Annotated in this window: 21 protein-coding genes; 4 read left to right on the top strand and 17 right to left on the bottom strand. The window is 51.7% G+C overall.

Annotated elements, in window-relative coordinates; translation table 11 throughout:
* Nucleotides 1-27 precede the first annotated feature (27 nt).
* The 5 genes from D5398_RS08060 to D5398_RS08080 all read right to left on the bottom strand — a co-directional run bounded on the left by D5398_RS08060 (nt 28) and on the right by D5398_RS08080 (nt 4,187).
* Nucleotides 28-981: a transketolase family protein gene (locus D5398_RS08060; RefSeq protein WP_120507139.1), complete on the bottom strand. Its 954-nt coding sequence runs from the start codon at nt 979-981 to the stop codon at nt 28-30.
* Nucleotides 974-1,807 (bottom strand): transketolase, encoded by an 834-nt coding sequence (locus D5398_RS08065; RefSeq protein WP_120507140.1) that lies wholly within the window; start codon nt 1,805-1,807, stop codon nt 974-976. Before D5398_RS08065 ends, D5398_RS08060 begins: the two co-directional genes overlap by 8 nt.
* 102 nt (nt 1,808-1,909) lie before the next feature.
* Entirely contained in the window at nt 1,910-3,286 is a 1,377-nt protein-coding gene (locus tag D5398_RS08070) for a PTS ascorbate transporter subunit IIC (protein ID WP_112289907.1), read from the bottom strand.
* A gap of 49 nt (nt 3,287-3,335) precedes the next feature.
* The gene (locus tag D5398_RS08075) at nt 3,336-3,617 is read right to left on the bottom strand and encodes a PTS sugar transporter subunit IIB (protein ID WP_120507440.1); all 282 of its coding nucleotides are present in this window, start codon (nt 3,615-3,617) and stop codon (nt 3,336-3,338) included.
* A 126-nt stretch (nt 3,618-3,743) separates the two neighbouring features.
* Nucleotides 3,744-4,187, bottom strand: coding sequence for a PTS sugar transporter subunit IIA (locus D5398_RS08080; RefSeq protein WP_120507141.1), 444 nt, complete (start codon nt 4,185-4,187; stop codon nt 3,744-3,746).
* Between the two features lie 352 nt (nt 4,188-4,539).
* On the opposite strand from D5398_RS08080, the gene D5398_RS08085 reads away from it, so the two are divergent.
* Nucleotides 4,540-5,556: a LacI family DNA-binding transcriptional regulator gene (locus D5398_RS08085; protein ID WP_120507142.1), complete on the top strand. Its 1,017-nt coding sequence runs from the start codon at nt 4,540-4,542 to the stop codon at nt 5,554-5,556.
* Nucleotides 5,557-5,595: 39 nt separating this feature from the next.
* On the opposite strand, the gene yfcD is transcribed toward D5398_RS08085, so the two are convergent.
* On the bottom strand, nt 5,596-6,210 hold the full coding sequence (yfcD, locus tag D5398_RS08090; protein WP_120507143.1) for an NUDIX hydrolase YfcD: 615 nt from the start codon (nt 6,208-6,210) through the stop codon (nt 5,596-5,598).
* A gap of 316 nt (nt 6,211-6,526) precedes the next feature.
* Here yfcD and yfcG point away from each other — a divergent pair, with 316 nt between their 5' ends.
* Together yfcG and D5398_RS08100 are read left to right on the top strand one after the other, a co-directional pair.
* Nucleotides 6,527-7,153, top strand: coding sequence for a GSH-dependent disulfide bond oxidoreductase (gene yfcG, locus D5398_RS08095; protein ID WP_120507144.1), 627 nt, complete (start codon nt 6,527-6,529; stop codon nt 7,151-7,153).
* 151 nt (nt 7,154-7,304) lie between these two features.
* On the top strand, nt 7,305-8,201 hold the full coding sequence (locus D5398_RS08100) for a TIGR01777 family oxidoreductase (protein WP_120507145.1): 897 nt from the start codon (nt 7,305-7,307) through the stop codon (nt 8,199-8,201).
* A gap of 79 nt (nt 8,202-8,280) precedes the next feature.
* On the opposite strand, the gene D5398_RS08105 is transcribed toward D5398_RS08100, so the two are convergent.
* Nucleotides 8,281-9,876: an ABC transporter substrate-binding protein gene (locus D5398_RS08105; protein ID WP_120507146.1), complete on the bottom strand. Its 1,596-nt coding sequence runs from the start codon at nt 9,874-9,876 to the stop codon at nt 8,281-8,283.
* Between the two features lie 158 nt (nt 9,877-10,034).
* Between D5398_RS08105 and pepT the strand changes: the two genes are divergently transcribed.
* A complete protein-coding gene (pepT, locus tag D5398_RS08110) occupies nt 10,035-11,267 on the top strand; it encodes a peptidase T (RefSeq protein WP_120507147.1) in 1,233 nt (410 codons plus the stop codon).
* A gap of 69 nt (nt 11,268-11,336) precedes the next feature.
* On the opposite strand, the gene hisP is transcribed toward pepT, so the two are convergent.
* From hisP to accD, 10 genes are all read right to left on the bottom strand, one after another.
* Nucleotides 11,337-12,110: a histidine ABC transporter ATP-binding protein HisP gene (hisP, locus tag D5398_RS08115; protein WP_120507148.1), complete on the bottom strand. Its 774-nt coding sequence runs from the start codon at nt 12,108-12,110 to the stop codon at nt 11,337-11,339.
* A 29-nt stretch (nt 12,111-12,139) separates the two neighbouring features.
* Entirely contained in the window at nt 12,140-12,856 is a 717-nt protein-coding gene (locus D5398_RS08120; RefSeq protein ID WP_120507149.1) for an ABC transporter permease, read from the bottom strand.
* Nucleotides 12,853-13,539 (bottom strand): histidine ABC transporter permease HisQ, encoded by a 687-nt coding sequence (locus D5398_RS08125; RefSeq protein WP_120507150.1) that lies wholly within the window; start codon nt 13,537-13,539, stop codon nt 12,853-12,855. The genes D5398_RS08120 and D5398_RS08125 overlap by 4 nt, the downstream gene beginning before the upstream one ends.
* Nucleotides 13,540-13,645: 106 nt before the next feature.
* Entirely contained in the window at nt 13,646-14,428 is a 783-nt protein-coding gene (locus tag D5398_RS08130) for a lysine/arginine/ornithine ABC transporter substrate-binding protein (RefSeq protein ID WP_120162080.1), read from the bottom strand.
* Nucleotides 14,429-14,750: 322 nt separating this feature from the next.
* Nucleotides 14,751-15,323: a UbiX family flavin prenyltransferase gene (locus D5398_RS08135; protein ID WP_120507151.1), complete on the bottom strand. Its 573-nt coding sequence runs from the start codon at nt 15,321-15,323 to the stop codon at nt 14,751-14,753.
* A 130-nt stretch (nt 15,324-15,453) separates the two neighbouring features.
* Nucleotides 15,454-16,971, bottom strand: coding sequence for an amidophosphoribosyltransferase (purF, locus tag D5398_RS08140; protein ID WP_112288115.1), 1,518 nt, complete (start codon nt 16,969-16,971; stop codon nt 15,454-15,456).
* 30 nt (nt 16,972-17,001) lie between these two features.
* The gene (gene cvpA, locus D5398_RS08145; protein WP_120507152.1) at nt 17,002-17,493 is read right to left on the bottom strand and encodes a colicin V production protein; all 492 of its coding nucleotides are present in this window, start codon (nt 17,491-17,493) and stop codon (nt 17,002-17,004) included.
* A 265-nt stretch (nt 17,494-17,758) separates the two neighbouring features.
* The gene (gene dedD / locus D5398_RS08150; RefSeq protein ID WP_120507153.1) at nt 17,759-18,550 is read right to left on the bottom strand and encodes a cell division protein DedD; all 792 of its coding nucleotides are present in this window, start codon (nt 18,548-18,550) and stop codon (nt 17,759-17,761) included.
* The gene (folC, locus tag D5398_RS08155) at nt 18,540-19,826 is read right to left on the bottom strand and encodes a bifunctional tetrahydrofolate synthase/dihydrofolate synthase (protein ID WP_120507154.1); all 1,287 of its coding nucleotides are present in this window, start codon (nt 19,824-19,826) and stop codon (nt 18,540-18,542) included. The genes dedD and folC overlap by 11 nt, the downstream gene beginning before the upstream one ends.
* Nucleotides 19,827-20,014: 188 nt before the next feature.
* Nucleotides 20,015-20,929: an acetyl-CoA carboxylase, carboxyltransferase subunit beta gene (gene accD / locus D5398_RS08160; RefSeq protein ID WP_120507155.1), complete on the bottom strand. Its 915-nt coding sequence runs from the start codon at nt 20,927-20,929 to the stop codon at nt 20,015-20,017.
* Nucleotides 20,930-21,128 lie beyond the last annotated feature (199 nt).

Genomic DNA, 21,128 nt, shown 5'->3' on the forward strand with positions numbered 1-21,128 from the left:
CCGGCGTTTTTTTTGGTCTCAGCTGACTCAGAGTAAAGTTTTTGCGGCTTCCAGAATATGTTCAGCCGTCAGGCCATATTCCTGCTGTAAAAACTCCTGCGTCCCTACCTGACCATAACGCTCTTTCACACCAACGCGGCGCATCGGCACCGGCTGATTCTCCACCAGCACTTCGGCGACCGCCGAACCCAGTCCGTTATGAATACTGTGGTTTTCACAGGTCACAATTTTGCCGGTTTTTTCGGCGTATTTAATGATGATGTCTTTATCAATCGGCTTGAGGGTAAACATGTCGATGACCGCCGCACTCACGCCTTCTCGTTCCAGCATTTCTGCCGCTTTCAGCGCTTCAGCGACCATAATGCCGTTGGCAATCAGGGTCACGTCGGTTCCGTCGCGCAACACATTGGCTTTGCCGATGGTGAACGTCGAACCTTCCTGATAAACCTGCGTGGCTTGTTTGCGGATGGTACGCACCCAGTAAAAACCTTTTAAATCCATCAGCTGCAACAGGATATTGCGGAACATCACCGCATCCGTCACTTCCATCACCACGGAATTCGCCAGTCCGCGCACAATGCCCATATCCTCAAATGACATATGCGTACCGCCGTTATGACAGGCGCTGACACCCGCATCAGAGGCGATAATCTTTACGTTATTCTTCTGGTAATCCAGCGACATAAATAGCTGATCGAAACAGCGGCGGCTGGCGAAAGCTGTAAAAGTATGCACAAACGGCACGCGGCCGGTCAGCGATAAGCCCGCAGCCACACCGATAACGTTGGCTTCCATAATGCCGCAGTTAATTACATGGTCGGGATGATCTTTATGCACACCGTCCATTGCCATTGAACTCATCAGATCCGCTTCCAGCGCGATGATCGGCGTGTTTTCTACAATCTTTTCCCGCACGGTATTCGCATAAACCTTACGCATTTCTACCGCGTCTTTTTGTAATTCCAGAGAGACTTCAAACATGGGTGGCCTCCAGCTCAGCGATCGCATTTTCGATTTCCAGTTTCACATCCGGCGTTAAACGCAGATGGTGCGAGTTCGCCAGTTGTTCGAGATACCTCACGCCCTGCCCTTTGATGCTGTCGAGGATCACCACCAGCGGACGCTGTTCGGCGTGACGAACCGGCGTCACCGCCTCGCTTATCGCTACAATGTCATCGCCTTTAATAGTCTGAACATCGAAACCAAACGCACTGAATTTTCCGGCCAGATCGAACGGTTTAATCACTTCATCCAGCGTGCCGTCGAGCTGTTGTTTGTTGTAGTCGATGAACAACGTCAGGTTGTGCAGGTTGTGATGCGCAATAAACTGGAAGGCTTCCCAGCACTGGCCTTCGTTGAGTTCACCGTCGCCAAGAATGCAAAATACACGGTTGGTGCGACCGCCAAGTTTGTGCGAAAGCGCCATGCCTGCGGCGATGGAGACGCCCTGCCCGAGGGATCCGGTTGTGGCATCGACACCTGTCGTGCGCAGCCTGTCCGGATGGCTCGGCAATTTTGTGCCATTCTGGTTCAGCGTTTGCAGTTCACTGACCGGAAAATAGCCTTTCAGCGCCAGCGTCGCATACAGCGCCGGTCCCGCATGACCTTTGGACAGCACGAAATAATCGCGATCCTGCCAGTCTGGACTTTTCGGGTCGATACGCATCACATCGCCGTACAGAACAGCCAGCGTTTCCACTACTGACATACTGCCGCCATAGTGCCCGAATCCCAGACCGGTCAGCATTTTCAGCGTCTCTATGCGGATATGGCGGGCCAGATCACGAACCTCCTGGACATCTTTCATCTTCATGGGTCCTTATTTTAGTGAGCACTTATCCTGGCCTGTTATTTCTAACAGGCAGGACAGTGTTTCCCGGATGGAGTTAACAAACGTAGTGATACAGAATTACTTCTCAGTGACTTCTTTCTCAGCCACCGGTTTTTTGCCGAGGTAGTTCCAGGCGACCAGTACCGCGAAGATACCGACGATCAGTGCCATGATGCCTTCCTTCGACATGAAGCGCGCCAGATTACCCAACAGGATGCCGATAACGCCGAAGTCTGCGTCGGAGAACGTCGCGTTGGCAAAGCCCAGCGCACCGAGCACCGGCAGCAGCAGAACCGGCAGGAAGGTAATGAGCACACCGTTAGCAAACGCACCGACCATCGCGCCACGACGTCCGCCGGTCGCATTACCGAAGACACCCGCCGTTGCACCCGTAAAGAAGTGCGGCACCACGCCCGGCAGGATCAGCACCAGATGCATCTGCCCTAACAGGAACAGACCGACCAGACCGCCGAGGAAGCTGAACAGGAAACCAATCAGCACGGCGTTCGGTGCGTAAGGATAAACGACCGGGCAGTCCAGCGCTGGACGGGCATTAGGCACCAGTTTTTCAGAGAAGCCGACGAACGCCGGAACGATTTCAGCCAGGATCAGACGCACACCTTGCAGAATGATGAACACCCCCGCCGCGAAGGTAATGGCCATGATGATGGCGTACACCAGGTAGTTCTGGCCCGCGCTGTAAGTCGCCTCAACAAAGACCTGACCGGCAAACACCGCCATAATCAGATAAATAATGATCATGGTGAGGGAGATAGAAATGGAGCTGTCACGCAGGAAGCTCAGGTTTTTCGGCAGATTCATTTCTTCAGTAGAACGTGAACCTTTGCCGACCTTACTGCCGATCCAACCGGATAAAACGTAACCGATGGTGCCGAAATGGCCGAAAGCCACGTCGTCGCTGCCGGTAATTTTACGCATATAACGCTGCGCCAGCGCCGGGAAGAACGCCATGATAAGACCGAGCGTCAGTGAACCGGTGAAGACCAGAGCAACGCCTTCGAAACCCGCCACAGTCAAAATGACGCTGATCATACAGGCCATGTAGAACGTGTGATGTCCGGTCAGGAAGACATATTTCAGCCGGGTGAAACGCGCTACAATCAGGTTTGCCACCATACCAAACGCCATAATTAAAGCGGTCGGCGCACCGAATTTCTCCAGCGCAATGGAAACAATGGCTTCGTTATTAGGAATAATACCCTGAATATTAAAGGCGTGTTCAAACATACCGCCTAAGGGATTAAGAGAGCCCACTAATACCGTGGCACCACCGCCCAATACTAAAAAACCCAGTATTGTTTTGACCGTGCCTTTGACCACATCAGAAAAGTTTTTCTTCTGTGCCACCAGGCCGATTAATGCGATGAGCCCCACCAGTACGGAAGGCACTTTTAATATATCAACCACAAACTTGAGCGTTTCCTGGATAAACATATCCACCTCGTTTGTCTATTTGTTTTATTTGTAGGGTTATTCAGTGCCGTCAGGACACTGGGTGTTTTTCAAAATGCGCAATCAGTTTGGTTTCAAGTTCATTAATATCGATAATGTTAGTGATAACAACTAACTGATTATCCGGGATGCTTGCGCTGGCGGCGATGTCTTTCGCCATCACGAACAGGTCGGCTTCACCGGGAATGGCAGAAGACAAATCGGAGTGCTGAACATCCGCCTGAATATTCAATTTCTTCAGCACTTTTTTAATATTCATTTCAACCATAAAGCTGCTGCCTAAACCGGAACCACAAATCGCCATAATTTTCATTTTATTCACCTGTTCATTATCTGTTTTGAAAGCGTAACATAGCGTATCAGTTGCCCGAATCCGGGCCACTGATTGTTTATAATTCTCTGATTGAAATGATTTACCCGGTTGCTGCAATAACTCAAATTAATAGCGGGAAACCACTTCCTGTATTTCACTAATAGTTTTAGCCTGATGGATTTTTTGCATATCTTCATCGCTGGAAAATAATTCGGCCAGCTCAGAAATCAGCTCAATATGACTGTGCTTATCGGGCGCGGATAACATGACGACGGTATAAACTGGATCGTTATCCTCAGAATTAAATTTCACCCCCTGCGGTAACGTCAGCAGCGATAATCCCAGTCCCTTTGCTCCCTCTTCCGGTCTGGCATGCGGCATTGCTATGCCCGGTGCCAGAACAAAATACGGCCCCAGTTTTTCTCGCTGCGCAAAAATTGCCGTCAGGTAATCCTGGGTAATTGTCCCTTCTTTCAGCAGTGGCTCAGCGCTCACTTCCACTGCCTGCCGCCAGTCCGTGATATCCGTTCTGATCTGAATTCGTTCAGAGGTCAGCCAATCATTCAGCATAGTGATGCTCCGTTTTATTTTGAAGATGGCCGGTCAAATTTCCCCCAGACCGCACCAACGATCCAGACTCTACTTCAGCGGTAGCGTTAACATCCGTGATACATCTCACAAAGATAGCGCTACCAAACTTCTATCATTGAGATCTGTGATAGCGCTATCAAAAATAATCGCACTGCGGTATCACCGGCCAGCGGTTCGCGCAAATAACGGTATACTTTGTCTGGAATTTGCCGATAATTTACCGAATTCTGCCGTAGTTCCCGTTATGCCGGTCCTGCTGCGGCCCGCTTTTTTCGTTATGCCAACAGGTATACATTGTGCGCAAGATGCGCAGTTAAGGTCAGGATCGTGAATGTCCATTAACAAGAAAAGACGCAGTACCGGAAGAGTCACGCTGGCGGATGTCGCCCAGCTGGCAGGCGTAGGCAGCATGACCGTTTCCCGCGCGTTGCGAACACCGGAGCAAGTTTCCGACAAGCTGCGGGAAAAAATCGAAGAAGCTGTCAGTCAGCTGGGTTATCTGCCCAATCAGGCCGCGAGTTCGCTGGCTTCTGCCTCGTCTAATACCATTGCGATGATTGTGCCCAGCCTGTCGGAATCCGGTTGCGCGGAGATGTTTGCCGGATTACAAAAAGTGCTGCAACCGGCGGGATACCAGATCATGCTGGCCGAATCCCAGCACCGCATGGAGCGTGAGGAAAAGCTGCTGGAAACGCTGCTGTCCTACAATCTGGCGGCGGCTATTTTGCTTTCCGTCGAGCATTCCGCGAATGTCCGGCAATGGCTGGATAATCTGACCATTCCGGTGTTGGAAATCGGTGCGCTGACCGATTCGCCCATCGATATGAATATCGGTATTGATTACGTCGAAGCGATGTTTCAGCTGACGCAGACTGTGGTATCAAAGGGTTATCAGAATATCGGCATGCTTTGCGCCAATCAGGAACAGTGGATTTTCCAGCAGCATTTGCAGGGCTGGCGTAAAGCGATGCTGAAAGCGCATATGTCGCCGCACCGGGTAATTAACGCCGCCGAGCCTGCCTGTTTTTCTACCGGAGCCCAGCAACTGCCTGAATTTCTGCTGGCCTGGCCTGAACTCGACGCACTGGTTTGTGTGTCTGACGATCTGGCCTGCGGCGCGCTGTACGAATGCCAACGCAGAAGAATCAAAGTGCCGGACGATCTGGCTGTGGTCGGTTTTGGCAATTCAGACGTCAGCAAAGTCTGTCAGCCACCGCTGACCACCATTGCTATTCCGCATAAAGAAATCGGCGTGCGCGCGGCACAGGCGTTACTGGCAAGGATTAATGACGAGGAATGGGAAGAGGTGACGATTGCATCGTCATTGTGTAAGCGAGACAGCTGCTAAAAAACAACGGGCGATAGTATATCGCCCGCGAGATGCTTATCAGATATCGTCTTCGGCAGACGAATCTTCATCCTTTTTCACACTTTCATCCGCCGGAGCTGCCGCTTCACGCGTCAGTGGCTTGCCGTGTTCTTTCTCGTTATTGCGCGTCATCCATAATGACAGGGCTTTAAGTGAATCTGGCGTGAACTCATCACAGCGTGCAGTGATCTCTTCCGGCGTCATCCAGCGTACAGCATCAATTTCTTCTTCCTGCAAGGCGAACGGACCGTGGGATACGCAACTGAACAGGGCACCCCAGACGCGACATTTATTCTCTTCTTCGAAGTAGAACTGACCATGCTCGGCAAAAGGTACACCGGCAATTCCTAACTCTTCTTCGGCTTCACGACGCGCAGAGTCCAGAATATTTTCACCACTTTGCACCACGCCACCGGCTGTTGCATCCAGCCAGCCCGGGTAGAAATCTTTAGTTTCAGTGCGGCGCTGAATCAAAATATTTCCCATGCCATCGTGAACCACGATATAGCTGGCACGGTGACGCAGGACCTGAGCGCGCATTTGTTGTCGGCTGGCCTGGGCAATGACTTCGTTATCTTCGTTGACGATATCAACCCATTCATCCGTACTGATGTTTTGCTCTTGTTCTGACATCCGCTGGAACCTTCTCTTTTAAGCGCTGGTCTATGCGCAATAAGTCTGTGCGCTGTGATTTTGCAACACGTCGATAATGTCCGGAGATTCTATCTGGGTCTGCTGGGTCGCTTCAATAGCTATGGGTGCGTTCATACTACGTAAAAGTTATGTTAGCCCACAAAGTTCGCCATCAGACAACTCTGACATAGACAGTCATTCATATGCATTATGATAACCTATAAGTCATGATAAAAAGTTTGTGATTAACAATTCCCCATTGACCCATCCCGCCCCGCAAGTCGCGGAGTCTGATTACAACAACGCAGGAGGCAATATGATCGATCTCTATTACGCACCCACGCCCAACGGCCATAAAATTTCTCTTTTCCTTGAAGAGAGTGGCCTGCCATACCGGCTGTATCGGATCGATATGAGCGCCGGAGAGCAATTCCGGCCTGAATTCCTCGCTATTTCTCCCAACAATAAAATCCCTGCGATTGTCGATCATCAGCCCGTGGATGGCGGCGCGCCGATCAGTGTCTTTGAGTCTGGCGCAATTTTGCAGTATCTGGCAGAAAAAACCGGCAAATTCCTTAGTCCGGAATTGCGTGAACGGACGCTTACACTGGAATGGCTGACCTGGCAGGTTGCGGGATTTGGACCGATGCTGGGGCAGAATCATCATTTTACCCACTACGCCCCTCAGCCTGTGCCTTATGCCATCGAACGTTTCCTTCAGGAAACCCGGCGGTTATATGCGGTGCTGAACCGTCAGCTGGAGAAAAATGCGTATATCGCAGGCGAGAATTACAGCATTGCCGATATTGCTACTTACCCGTGGGTGGTGGCGCATGAACGTCAGCGAATTGATCTGGCTGAATTTCCGGCCGTGCGGAACTGGTTTGAACGGGTGAAAATCCGTCCGGCGACGCAAAAAGCCTATGCGTTAGCGCAGGCATAATTCTCCCGACACCTGCGGGCTTTGCCGGAGGTGTTTTCCCTTGTGCAAAATAAAAACACTTAATTGTGCTCCATATCGCGAGTTAATGACGATGACTCATCTATGATTAGAAACAGTTCATCCGCGAATTCAGACAGTTAAGGACCACGATATGAAGATCTTAATCACCGGCGCCACCGGCCTCATCGGTCGAAAACTCACCGGGAGGCTTCTTGAACAATCTCATCAGATTACCGCGCTGAGCCGCGCCCCTGAGCGTGCGGCAAAACTGTTAGGTCCACAGGTTCAGATCTGGGAAACACTGGAAGGCAAAACCACACTCGACGGCTTCGACGCCGTCATCAACCTTGCCGGTGAGCCCATCGCGGATAAACGCTGGACGAAAGAACACAAAGCCCTGTTGTGTGAAAGTCGCTGGCAGCTCACTGAAAAGCTGGCGACGCTGATCAATGCCAGTCAGACGTCTCCTTCCGTATTCATTTCCGGTTCAGCGGTGGGTTATTACGGCGATCAGGGCCAGGCGCTGGTGCCGGAAGATGAGCCGCCGAACAAGCAATTTACCTGGCAATTGTGCGCCCGCTGGGAAGCGCTGGCGATGTCCGCACAAAGTCCGAACACGCGGGTATGTTTACTGCGAACCGGGATCGTACTGGCCGAAAAAGGCGGCGCGCTGGCAAAAATAGTACTGCCCTTCCGCGCGGGTCTCGGTGGCCCTATCGGCGATGGTCAGCAATACATGCCGTGGATCCATATCGACGATATGGTTGACGGCATCCTGTTCCTGCTCGCACACGAAACACTCTCCGGCCCGTTTAATATGGTGTCGCCCTATCCGGCACGTAACGAACAATTCAGTGCCCTGCTCGGTGAAGTTCTCCACCGCCCGGCCTTTATGCGCGCGCCTGCGCCCGTCGTACGCCTGCTGATGGGTGAGTCCGCCGTGCTGGTGCTGGGAGGCCAGCGGGCCGTGCCGCGCAGACTGGAAGCGGCCGGGTTTATATTTAAGCATCAGGAGTTGAAGGAAACGCTGGAAGATTTGCTTGCGTGAAGGTTTTTTACTCTTCCCCTTTAATACCCCACCCCAACCCTCCCCTTCGCAGGGGAGGGAGCTAACTGCACGGATCGTTTTACTCCTTCACATCCGCCTGATAAAAAACATGTTTCCCAAACGGATCCACTTCATAGCCGGTCACTTCTTTGCGAACGGGTTCGAAAATGGTTGAGTGGGCGATCATCACTGCCGGTGCCTGATCGTGCATCATCTGCTGGGCCTGTTCGTAAAGCGCGACGCGTTTGGCATGATCGGTGGTTTCTTTCGCTTCAGTAATCAGCTTGTCAAACGGCGCATAGCACCATTTTGCCGAGTTTGAACCGCCCTTCGCAGCATTACAGGTAAAAAGCGGACCAAAGAAGTTATCCGGGTCGCCGTTCGCTGTGGTCCAGCCCATCAGTGCCGCCATGTGCTCGCCGTTACGGATACGGGTCTGATATTCACCCCATTCATAGCTGACGATGTGGGCTTTCACGCCGATTTTCGCCCAGTCCGCCTGGATCATCTCCGCCATACGACGGGCGTTCGGGTTATACGGCCGCTGAACCGGCATTGCCCATAAATCGATATCAAAACCGTTCGGCATACCAGCTTCCACCAGCAGTGCTTTAGCTTTTTCAGGCGAATAATCGTAATCCACCAGTTTCTCGTTATAGCTCCAGACACCGGTCGGCAGCAGTGTTTTGGCGACAGTTCCCGTGCCGTGGAATACCGCTTCAATAATTTGCGGTTTGTTGATCGCCATGGTCAGCGCCTGACGCACTTTCACATTGTCCAGTGGCGCTTTCTGCGTGTTGAACGAAAGGAAACCGGTATTCAGTCCAGCCTTGCTCATCAGATTGATATCTTTGTTGGCACGCATACGATCAAGGTCAGCCGGATTCGGGAAAGGCATCACCTGGCACTCGTTTTTCTCAAGTTTAGCAAGGCGCATCGAGGCATCTGGCGTGATGGAATACACCAGACGGTCAATTTTGGATTTGCCCTGCCAGTAATCCGGGAAGGCTTTGTACAACAGACGCGTATCTTTCTGGTATTGCATCAGTTCGAACGGTCCGGTACCGACCGGATCCTGATCCACTTTTTCCGGTGTTCCGGCTTTGAGCATCTGATCGGCATATTCAGCCGAAAGGATAGATGCAAAATACCATGCCAGATCAGCCACAAACGGTGCTTCAGGGCGGGTCAGATTGAAGCGGACAGTGTAGTCATCCACCTTATCAATGCTGCCGATCAGGTCGCCCATTTTCAGGCTGTCGAAGTTCAGATACGTGCCGCCGGAAACTTTATGGTACGGGTTATTTTCGTCTTTCTGACGCATAAACGAGAAGATAACGTCGTCAGCATTGAAATCGCGGCTGGGCTTGAACAGTTTGTTGCTCTGGAATTTCACGCCCTTGCGCAGGTGGAAGGTATAGGTTTTACCGTCCGCACTGACATCCCAGCTTTCTGCCAGGCTTGGGATAAGCTCCGTGGTACCGATTTTGAAATCTACCAGACGGTTATAAATCGGTGCGGCGCTGGCATCCACAGAGGTGCCAGACGTGTAAAGTTGCGGGTTGAATTGCTCGGGCGAACCTTCAGAACAATACACCAGCGTTTTAGCAGAAACGCCACCCGTAATGGCCAGCGCCAGTAAACCTGTGCTTATTTTTAATATGTAGTGTTTCATTATTTTCCCTTTTTCCCTGTCCGGAGAGTGTTTAAATCTTCTTCATCGTGGAACATAAAGCAAAAACAGATTAACATCTGAGTAACACGTAGTAATACTTTGTTATATATGAAAATCTTATAACAAGGAACAATATTTGCGCACATTCAGAGGTCAAGATGTCGACAACAATTGCAAAACAGCTTACCGAACGTTTCTACCGCTATCTCTCCGTGACATCACAAAGTGATGCCAGCGTGACCACTCTGCCAAGCACGCCGGGCCAGCATGATATGGCGCGTTTACTGGCCGATGAGTTACATCATCTGGGGCTGGAAACCATTCAGATTGATGAATACGCGACTGTTACTGCCGTGAAACCTGGCACTAAAAAAGGCGGCCCGCGCATCGGTTTTATTACGCATATTGATACCGTGGATGTGGGTCTGCGTCCGGATATCCATCCGCAAACGCTGCGGTTTACCGGCGAAGATGTGTGCCTGAATATTGAAAAGGATATCTGGCTGCGCCCTGCCGAACGCCCTGAAATCCTGCCTTATAAAGGCGAAGATATTATTTTCAGCGACGGCACCAGCGTACTCGGTGCAGATAATAAAGCGGCGGTCACCGTGGTGATGACGTTGCTGGAAAATCTGACCGCTGATCAGGAATATGGCGATATCGTGGTGGCGTTTGTGCCTGATGAAGAAATCGGCCTGCGCGGCGCGAAAGCATTGGATCTCGCGCGTTTCGATGTCGATTTCGCTTATACCATCGACTGCTGCGAACTGGGCGAAGTGGTGTACGAAAACTTCAACGCGGCGGCGGCTGAAATCACCTTTACCGGCGTGACGGCGCATCCGATGTCAGCCAAAGGCGTGCTGGTGAATCCGCTGCTGATGGCTCAGGATTTCATCAGTCATTTTGATCGTGCAGAAACGCCTGAAAATACCGAAGGCCGTGAAGGTTATGTCTGGTTCAACGGCATGAGCGCTTCGCAGCAAGGCGCAGAGCTGAAAGCTTCCATCCGCGATTTCGACAGCGCCAGTTTTGCGGCACGTAAGCAGAAAATTCAGGATGTCGCGAAGGAGATCGCCGCGCAATATCCGACGGCGAAAGTGTCTGTGGAAATCAGCGATACCTACAGCAATATCAGCAGCGCCATCGGTGAAGATCGCCGGGCAATTGATCTGATTTTTGCAGGTCTGAAAGAGATTGGCGTAGAGCCTAAAGTGATCCCGATGCGCGGCGGCACCGACGGTGCAGCGCTGTCAGCCAAAGGTTTACTGACGCCAAACTACTTTACCGGCGCACATAACTTCCACTCTAAATTTGAGTTCCTGCCGGTGAATTCCTTTGTGAAGTCTTACGAACTGACCGTTCAGCTGTGCCTGCTGGCCGCGAAAGGTTGATTTTCTTCAGGTAAAACCTACATCCCATCCCAGCCTTCCCCTTACTCGAGGGGAAGGCGCGGACGGATGTTACTTCAATGCACCTGACAGGAACTGTTGCAGACGGGCACTTTTCGGACTGCCGAAGACTGCCGACGGATCGCCCTGCTCTTCAATCACGCCCTGATGCAGGAAAATGACGTGGCTGGAGACATGGCGGGCAAACTCCATTTCATGCGTCACCACCACCATGGTTTTCCCCTCTTCCGCCAGCTTTTGCATGATACGCAATACTTCGCCGACCAGTTCAGGATCGAGTGCAGAAGTCGGTTCGTCAAACAGCAGCACTTCCGGTTCCATCGCCAGCGCACGGGCAATAGACACACGTTGTTGCTGACCGCCTGACAAATTCACCGGGTACTTACCCTGTGCGCGGGCGTCGATGCCCACTTTATCGAGATACTTCACCGCACGTTCACGCGCTTCTGCTTTGCTCAGTCCCAGCACCTGCACCGGCGCTTCCATGACGTTTTCAAGCACCGTCATGTGGCTCCACAAATTGAAATGCTGAAAGACCATCGTCAGTTTGGTACGCAGCAGTTGCAGCTGTTTTTTATCAAACACTTTCAGCTGACCGTCGGTATCGCGCACCATACGGATATCCTGATTATTGACACTGATTGAGCCTTCGCTTGGTTTCTCAAGGAAGTTAATACAGCGAAGGAAAGTACTTTTCCCTGAACCTGATGAACCGATAATACTGATCACATCTCCCGCATTGGCCGACAATGAAACGCCTTTCAGCACCTCGTGGTCGCCATAGCGCTTGTGGAGATCGAGTACCGCTAATTTGTTTTCTGGCATAATTTTTATATCCGCAATGGTTATTTTTATCAGTGGCTTGACTGGGGCTTAACATGCGCCAGCCAGCGTTTTTCCGCCTTGCGGAACAGACCAATCAGGACAAAAGAAACACAAAGATAAATCACTGCTGCAATCCCGAAAGCATAAAACGGCTGATACGTTGCCGAGTTGATATCGCGGGCGATTTTCAGCACGTCCGGTACGGTGGCGGTAAACGCCAGCGCGGTGGAGTGCAGCATCAGAATGACTTCATTGCTGTAAGCCGGCAGCGCCGTGCGTAATGCTGAAGGCAAAATAATGCAGGTATAAAGTTTAAAACGTGAGAATCCGTAAGCATTCGCCGCTTCAATTTCACCGTGCGGAACGGAGCGGATCGCACCGGCAAAAATCTCAGTCGTGTAGGCACAGGTATTGAGTGTCAGCGCCAAAATCGTACAGTTCAGCCCGCTGCGGAAGAAGGCATTGAGAAAATCAGTGCCACGCACGATTTCCAGACTGTACATCCCGGAGTAAAACACCAGCAGCTGCACGTACAGCGGCGTACCCCGGAAAACATAGGTATAAAGCCAGATCGGATAACGCAGGAATTTGTTGGAAGAAACACGACCCACAGCCATCGGCACCGCCAGCAGGCCGCCGATAACCACAGAGCTGATCAGTAACCACAGGGTGATCGCCAGACCGGTAAAACGGTAGCCGTCGCTGTAGAGCAAGGACATACCGTACTGTTGTAAAATTTCGATCATAGATCAGCCCTCTTCACACCCAGCGAATAACGGCGATCAAGCCACACCAGCACGCCGTTCGACAGCGTGGTGAAAATCAGATAAACCACACCCGCCACTATCGCAAAATAGAACGGCTGATACGTGCCTTTGCCTGCAAGCTGCGTGGCTTTAACCACATCATTCAGGCCGAGCAATGACACCAGCGCGGTGGCTTTGAGAATAACCTGCCAGTTGTTGGCAATACCGGGCAGAGCAAAACGCATCATGGCCGGGAATAAAATTCGACGGAAAATTTGTGAGCCGCTGAACCCGAATGCGGTTGCCGCTTCGATTTGCCCGCGGGGAACGGCCATAAACGCCCCACGGAATGTCTCCGTGAAATAGGCACCATAAATAAAGCCCAGCGTAATGATACCGGCACTCATAGGATCGATATCAATCTGCGTCATGCCGATGGATTCGGTGATGCTGTTGAGGGCAATCTGCAATCCGTAAAAAATCAGTAACATCAAAACCAGATCAGGTACGCCACGGATAAGGGTGGTATAGCATCCAAAAAAACCGGAAATCACCCGGCTCTTCGACAATTTCCCACCAGCCCCGATAAGCCCTATCACCAGCGCTAAAATAACTGACGAAATCGCCAGCTCCAGTGTCACCAACGTGCCCTGGATAATTACCTGGGAATACCCATACAGCATGGTTTTTTCCTGTCTTCAGAAGATCCCGCCACAAGTCTGAGGATGACCTGCGTCAGAACCGCAGGGAGCGGCGCACCGCTCCCTTTGGCACAACTCACGGCGCGAATCAGCCGCCGTAAACGTCAAAGTCGAAATATTTTTTCGCCAGCTTGTCGTAGGTACCGTCTTTACGCATGCTGTCAAACGCCTTGTTCAGCGCATCTTTCAGGTCAGTTTCATTCTTACGCAGACCCATACCGGTGCCCACGCCGAAGAATTTATCATCTTTCACTGACGGGCCAGCAAACGCATAGTCTTTGCCCGCAGACTGTTTCAGGAAGCCTTCGCTGCCAGCGACTTCATCCTGGAATGCGGCGTCCAGACGACCGGAAGCCAGATCTGCATAAATCAGATCCTGGTTCTGGTAAGCCACCACGTTGATGCCTTTTGGCTGCCACTGGGCGTTGGCATAGGCTTCCTGAGTGGAGCCCTGCAACACACCGACGTTTTTGCCTTTCAGCGCATCCAGAGTTGGCAGAATTTTAGAGCCCTTTGGTGCGATCAGACGGGCGTTAGCGGCGTAGAGTTTTTCTGTGAAATCAATTTCCAGCTGACGTTTTTCAGTGATGGATAATGAGGAAATTATCGCATCAATTTTCTTGGCTTTCAGGGATGGGATCAGTGCATCAAAATCACTTTCTACATAGGTACATTTGATGGCTGCACGTTTACACATCTCGTTAGCCAGGTCGATATCAAAGCCAACCAGCTTGCCGCTGGAGTCTTTTGATTCAAATGGGGCGTAAGTCGGATCAGTACCGATATTAATTGCTTTAGGCGCGGCAGCAAATGCACTACCTGCACTGGCTAAGACCAGAACCAGCGGAAGAACCTTGAACAACTTTTTCATACATTAGCCTCAGTGATTATTCATCTGTTGTGGTTGTGTGTGCGTGAATGAACGTCTTGTTATAGTTTGCTGAACGATGCAAATGGCTTTTTGCCAGATTTTCTCATGCACTTTTCGTGCCGTTTCTCGGTACAGCGTTTTTACGTTGTGAGAGAGCGAAAACCGGTCAAAAAAGCATCGGGATAATGAAAGTTTTCAAAGGTCTGAAGGAAGAATAGCTGAAGGGGAGCCGAACACTGCACCTTAATGAATCAAATTGTGATCATTGTTGGTGCAATGTAACTGAACTGCGCGAAATGAGTGCGGAATGAGAGAAGAAAGATCAGCGACTGCCCTGCCATCGAACAAATAAGTCCTCAGGGAGCTCAATATCAAACTGATCGATAACGCGGTTAACCGTCTGATCGATGATATCTTCCACGGTCTGCGGGCGATGATAAAACGCCGGAACCGGCGGCATAATGATGGCTCCAAGCTCGGCGGCCTGCGTCATGAGGCGCAGATGGCCGAGATGCAACGGCGTTTCACGCACGCACAATACCAGGCGGCGGCGCTCTTTCAGCACCACATCCGCTGCGCGGGTCAGCAGGCCATCGGTATAACTGTTCACAATGCCGGAAAGCGTTTTGACCGAGCAGGGTAAAATCACCATACCCGCTGTTTTGAAAGAGCCGGAAGAAATACTGGCAGCAATATCACGGGAATCATGTACCACATCCGCCAGCGCCTGAACGTCGCGCAGCGTAAGATCCGTTTCCAGGGTCAGCGTCTGGCGGGCGGCATTGCTCATCACCAGATGGGTTTCGATATCAGGCACACTCTGCAAAACCTGCAAAAGCCTCACACCATAAATTGCGCCGCTGGCGCCTGAAATACCGACGATAAGTCGTTTCATGAACACTGCCTTAGAGAATGTTACCGGACCCGATTCTGCCAATACTGACATAAATCCGGACATAAAAAAACGCGCCCGCCCGGTTGTTCACCGGAGGAGCGCGCTTAGGCGGATGTCAGCAACCGGCTAATCAGCCTTCGTTGTGCATCTCGAGGTTTTCCGCTTCCTGCTGGCCACGCAACGCCTGAGCATCGTCGTTACGCAGGGCTTCGAGATATTCCAGATAGTTCTGGTCAACGTCTTTAGTGACGTAAACACCGTCGAAAACTGAGCATTCAAATTTCTCGATATCCGTATTGTCTTCTTTCACTGCCGCGATAAGGTCGCTCAGATCCTGGAAGATTAACGCATCAGCACCAATCATCTGATTGATTTCGCTGACTTCGCGGCCATGCGCAATCAGTTCATTGGCACTTGGCATATCGATACCGTATACGTTCGGGAAACGAATTTCCGGCGCAGCAGACGCCAGATAAACACGTCTCGCACCCGCTTCGCGCGCCATCTCAACGATCTGCTGAGAGGTGGTACCGCGCACGATGGAGTCATCCACCAGCAGCACATTTTTATCACGGAATTCAGCGCGGTTAGCGTTCAGTTTACGGCGTACTGATTTACGACGTTCCTGCTGGCCCGGCATGATAAAGGTACGGCCCACGTAGCGGTTTTTCACAAAACCCTGACGGTACGGTTTATTCAGAATACGTGCGATTTCCAGCGCGATATCGCAGGAGGTTTCCGGGATAGGAATAACCACGTCGATATCCAGATCTTCCCATTCACGGGCAATCTTCGCGCCCAGCTTTTCACCCATACGAACACGGGCGCTGTAAACGGAAATTTTGTCGATAAAGGAGTCAGGACGCGCGAAATACACATACTCGAACAGGCAAGGATTGTACTGAGGGTTCTCAGCACACATGCGGGTGTAGAGCTGGCCTTTTTCGGTGATATACACCGCTTCGCCCGGCGCTACGTCACGCAGGAACTCAAAACCTAATGTGTCGAGTGCCACACTTTCAGATGCCACCATGTACTCATTGCGGCCACCTTCCAGCGTGCGCTTACCGATAACCAGCGGACGGATACCGTGCGGGTCACGGAATGCCAGCATGCCGTGACCGATGATCATCGCCACACAGGCGTAAGCACCACGGATTTTCAGATTCACCGCAGCAACCGCAGCGAAAATGTTATCGGCCTCCAGCGGATAATGCTGGAAACGGTCCAGTTCACTCGCCAGGATATTCAGCAAGATCTCAGAATCGGAGGTGGTGTTCACATGGCGACGCTGGCCTTCGAACAGATTGCTTCGTAATTCATGAGCATTCGTCAGGTTACCGTTATGGGCAAGGGTGATGCCGAACGGAGAATTGACGTAAAAAGGTTGAGCTTCTGAAGCGCTGGAACTGCCAGCCGTTGGGTAGCGTACATGGCCAATACCCATGTTGCCCTGTAAGCGTTGCATATGGCGGGCTTCGAAAACATCCTTCACCAGGCCATTCGCTTTCCGTAAACGGAAGTTATTATTGGCATCAATGGTGACGATGCCTGCGGCATCCTGCCCACGGTGTTGTAACACCGTTAACGCGTCATAAATCGACTGGTTTACCGGCATGAAACCGGCGATACCGACAATACCGCACATGTTGTCTTTTCCTCTTCAGCGCTGCCAGAACTAAATATGTTTTGGCAAGAAACTCGACGTGCTCTGCAGGTAGTCAAAGAACCACCTGATGATATAACTGAATTGTGGGATCAACTGGGATTGTTTCCAGTCTTCACTTTGTGAAAAACTGGTGAAGGTATCCAGGAAGAACAGCATCGCAGAGACAATTAACACCCCGCGCAGTGCGCCGAAGCACACACCTAACACCCTGTCAGTGCCGGACAACCCGGTTTTTTCCACCAGCGAACTGATCACATAGTTGACAATTGCACCTACGATCAACGTCGCGATGAACAAGATGGCAATTGCGATCCCGTTTCGAACTAACTCATCTTCGAAACGCGTGAAGTAGATGGCGAGATAAGGGTAATAATGGCTGGCAACAAAGAAGGCGCAAGCCCAGGTTACCAGCGATAAAGCCTCGCGAACAAAGCCACGGATCAAACTGACTAAAGCAGAAAATCCGATAATCGCAATGATGACGTAATCAATCCAGACCATTAACTATTCCAGTGTCTAATCCAGTCACGTCTACCCCGGCATCCAGTTCGCGGCGAATTCTAACAGAAAAAGAAAACGTTTGCGTAGAGGAAATCTGCCGGTCAGACAAATTAATAATAGCGATTAAAAAAACCTCAATCGCAGCATAAACCTATAAAAACCCAACCAGAGGATCTTATAGAAAAAGGGCACAAATCGCTTGTGCCCTCCGTGGTATTTTTATGTTTTTATCAACTTCCTTCCCTGCGAAGAGGAGGAATAAAACTTAGTGTGCTGAATACGCCCGAACCTGCCCGCCCAATCCGCTCAGCTGTTGCAGTTGCGGAAGTGAAGCCTCAAGTTTCTGCTTCGACGCATCCGGCCCGACGTACAAACGGGTGATCTGCCCCTGAACCGGTGTGGCAGGCACAGTATAAGCACGGAATCCGGACAACCGCAGATTTGCCACAATCTCATTGGCTTTGGCCGCGTTTTTCAGCGCGCCCAGTTGTACAACATACGACTGCCCTGCCGGTGCTTTTTCTTGCGGAGCAGCTTTAGGTTGCTCTGTTGGTTTTGGCTGTTCAGCGACGGCTTTAGGTTGCTCAACCGGCTTCGGCTGCTCGACGGGTTTAGGTTTCACCGTCGGTTTGGCTTCCACCATCGGTTTAGGCTCAATCGTTTTTGGCTTCTGCTGCACAGGTTTAACTGGCGCGGTCTGCACCGGTTTTTTCTGCTCAGGCATCGTCGTTACCGGCGGGGGTGATTCCACCGTGGTATTGCCCGGAGCCACATTGCCATGATTCGCCGCGTTGGTGTTGTTGGCAGAACTGTCAGTATTCTGGCCGCCCGTCATGGACTGATCGGCACCTTCCGGTGGCTGAGCAGGCAGCGATTGCGTGACCGGAGGCACTGAATCCTGTTCCTCTACATCACCCGGTTTTGGCACCAATGGGATCGACGCAAATTCGTCTTCGTAATGCTTTTTCTTGCCGTCGAGTAAACCGGGCAAAATGATGACGCCCAGCGCCACCAGAATGATGGTCCCGACCAGACGATTTTGAAACTTACTTGCCACTGGTTTTCCCCGTGTCTAAAGCATCCATTACGTGAGCTACGGTATGAAACGAACCGCAGACAATCACAATATCCTGAGGAGCCGCCTCCTGCATAGCCTGTTTCCAGGCAGACTCCACATCATCAAATGGGCGTGCCTGCGGTAAATGTACCGTCAGTTCGGCAACGCTGGCACCGCGCGGGCCTTCCAGCGGCGCGCAATACCATTCATCGACCTGAGGCGACAGACAAGCCAGCGTACCGGCAATATCTTTGTCTTTCAACATTCCAACGACGGCGCGCACTTTGCCGCCATTACGTGGCTGCTCCGCCAGGCGTCCGGCCAGATAGGCAGCGGCATGCGGGTTGTGGGCGACATCAAGGATCAGACGCGGCGATTCACTCACCGTCTGAAAACGCCCTGGCAAAGCGGCACGCTGCAAACCACTGCGCAGCGCGGCTTCAGGAACATTCAGACCGGAATAATGCAGTGCTGCCAGCGCGGTGGCCGCATTGGCCAGCGGCACATTCGGTAAGGGCAACGCTTCCAGAACATTCACTTCTTTGCCCGCGTCGAGCGCCGCCCAGCGCCAGTATCCTGCATCAGCAGAAAAATGCCAGTTCACATCGCGTCGGTACAAATCAGACTGTTTTTCCTGTGCGACGTCAGCAATGGATTGAGGCATATCCGGCTCACCGACCACCGCAGGTTTAGCTGCACGGAAAATACCGGCCTTTTCGCGGCCAATGCTTTCACGGTCAGAACCCAGCCAGTCAGTATGATCGAGTGCGATACTGGTGACGACAGACACGCTGGCATCAACAATATTGGTCGCATCCAGACGTCCGCCTAGTCCGACTTCGAGGATCACGACATCCAGCTTAGCTTGTTTGAACAGGTGCAATGCCGACAACGTGCCATATTCGAAATAGGTCAGTGAAATATCGCCCCGCCCGGCTTCGAGTACCGCAAAGGATTCGCAGTGCGCTGATTCGGACAACTCTTCGCCCTGAATACGCACGCGCTCGGTATAACGCACCAGATGCGGGGAACTGTAAACACCCACACGGTAACCGGCAGCCATCAGGACAGATTCAAGTGTTGCACAGGTCGTACCTTTGCCGTTGGTTCCGGCGACGGTGAAAACACATGGCGCAGGGGTCAGTAAATCGAGTTTGTCGGCAACCGCTCTGACCCGGTCAAGGCCAAGCTCTATGGCCTGAGAATGGAGATGTTCGAGATAATAAAGCCACGTGGCCAAAGGCGACGTGGCTTGGGGAATAAGTTGATTTTGCATGAGTCCCGTTCAACCTGTTTGAGGTTCACTTCGACACTACATCACCAGACTGTGACAGCAGGCAATGCCCTCTTTGTCAGAATTCACCGACAGAGTAAAAGCACGGGCTGCCTGTTTCGCAGAAAAACAGCGGGCGGCACAACAACAAATGGCCGCCCGACTAACTGACCGGCTTTTACCCTGTTAGATCAGGCGTCCTGGTTGTCAGCGGCAGAACCGTTGACAGGAACATGGACGTCAACCACGTTCGGCTCCGGTTGCCCGGTCAGTTTCGCCAGAACGCTGCCCAGTTTGGCGCGCATATCCGGACGACGTACGATCATATCGATCGCACCTTTTTCGATCAGGAACTCACTGCGCTGGAAGCCCGGCGGCAGTTTTTCACGTACGGTTTGCTCGATAACACGTGGACCGGCGAAACCGATCAGCGCTTTCGGCTCAGCGACGTTGATGTCACCCAACATAGCCAGACTGGCAGAAACACCGCCCATGGTCGGGTCAGTCAGCACAGAAATGTACGGCAGGCCGCGTTCCTGTAATTTCGCCAATGCTGCACTGGTTTTCGCCATCTGCATCAGCGACATCAGCGCTTCCTGCATACGAGCGCCGCCACTGGCAGAGAAACACACCAGCGGGCAGTTATCTTCCATCGCCTGTTCAACCGCACGTACGAAACGCGCGCCAACAACAGAAGCCATGGAACCGCCCATGAAAGCAAATTCAAAAGATGCCACCACAATTGGCATACCGTACAGGGTGCCTTTCATGACAATCAGTGCATCTTTTTCGTTGGTTTCTTTCTGAGCAGCCACCAGACGATCTTTGTATTTCTTGGAATCTTTAAACTTCAGAACATCTTTAGGCTCAAGCTCGCTGCCTAATTCAACCTCACTACCCTCGTCCATGAAAGTGGCCAGACGCATACGCGCGGTAAGACGCATATGGTGGTCGCACTTAGGGCACACCATGAGGTTGCGCTCAAGCTCGGCGCGGTAAAGAACCTGCCCGCAGCTGTCGCATTTAGTCCAGACGCCCTCAGGGATGCTTGCCTTACGGGTTTGCGAGTCAGTGCTCTTACTAAGAATTCGTTCAATCCAGCTCATCGATAACCTTTCTGTTTGAACCCGGCCGAAGCCAGTCCGCTGTTCATGCTGTAACAAGTCCCCTGAAACTTACCCAAATTCGCCTGTGCGCGGGATGATAAAAAACCTCACACACCGCGCCACAGAAGGGTTGTTCGCAGGAACAGACCATAAATTGTCGCTCATTAAACCATAACGGCCAGACACTGTGGATAAAAAA

Origin of the sequence: Rahnella bruchi (assembly GCF_003614975.1) — a bacterium.
GTDB lineage: Bacteria > Pseudomonadota > Gammaproteobacteria > Enterobacterales > Enterobacteriaceae > Rahnella > Rahnella bruchi.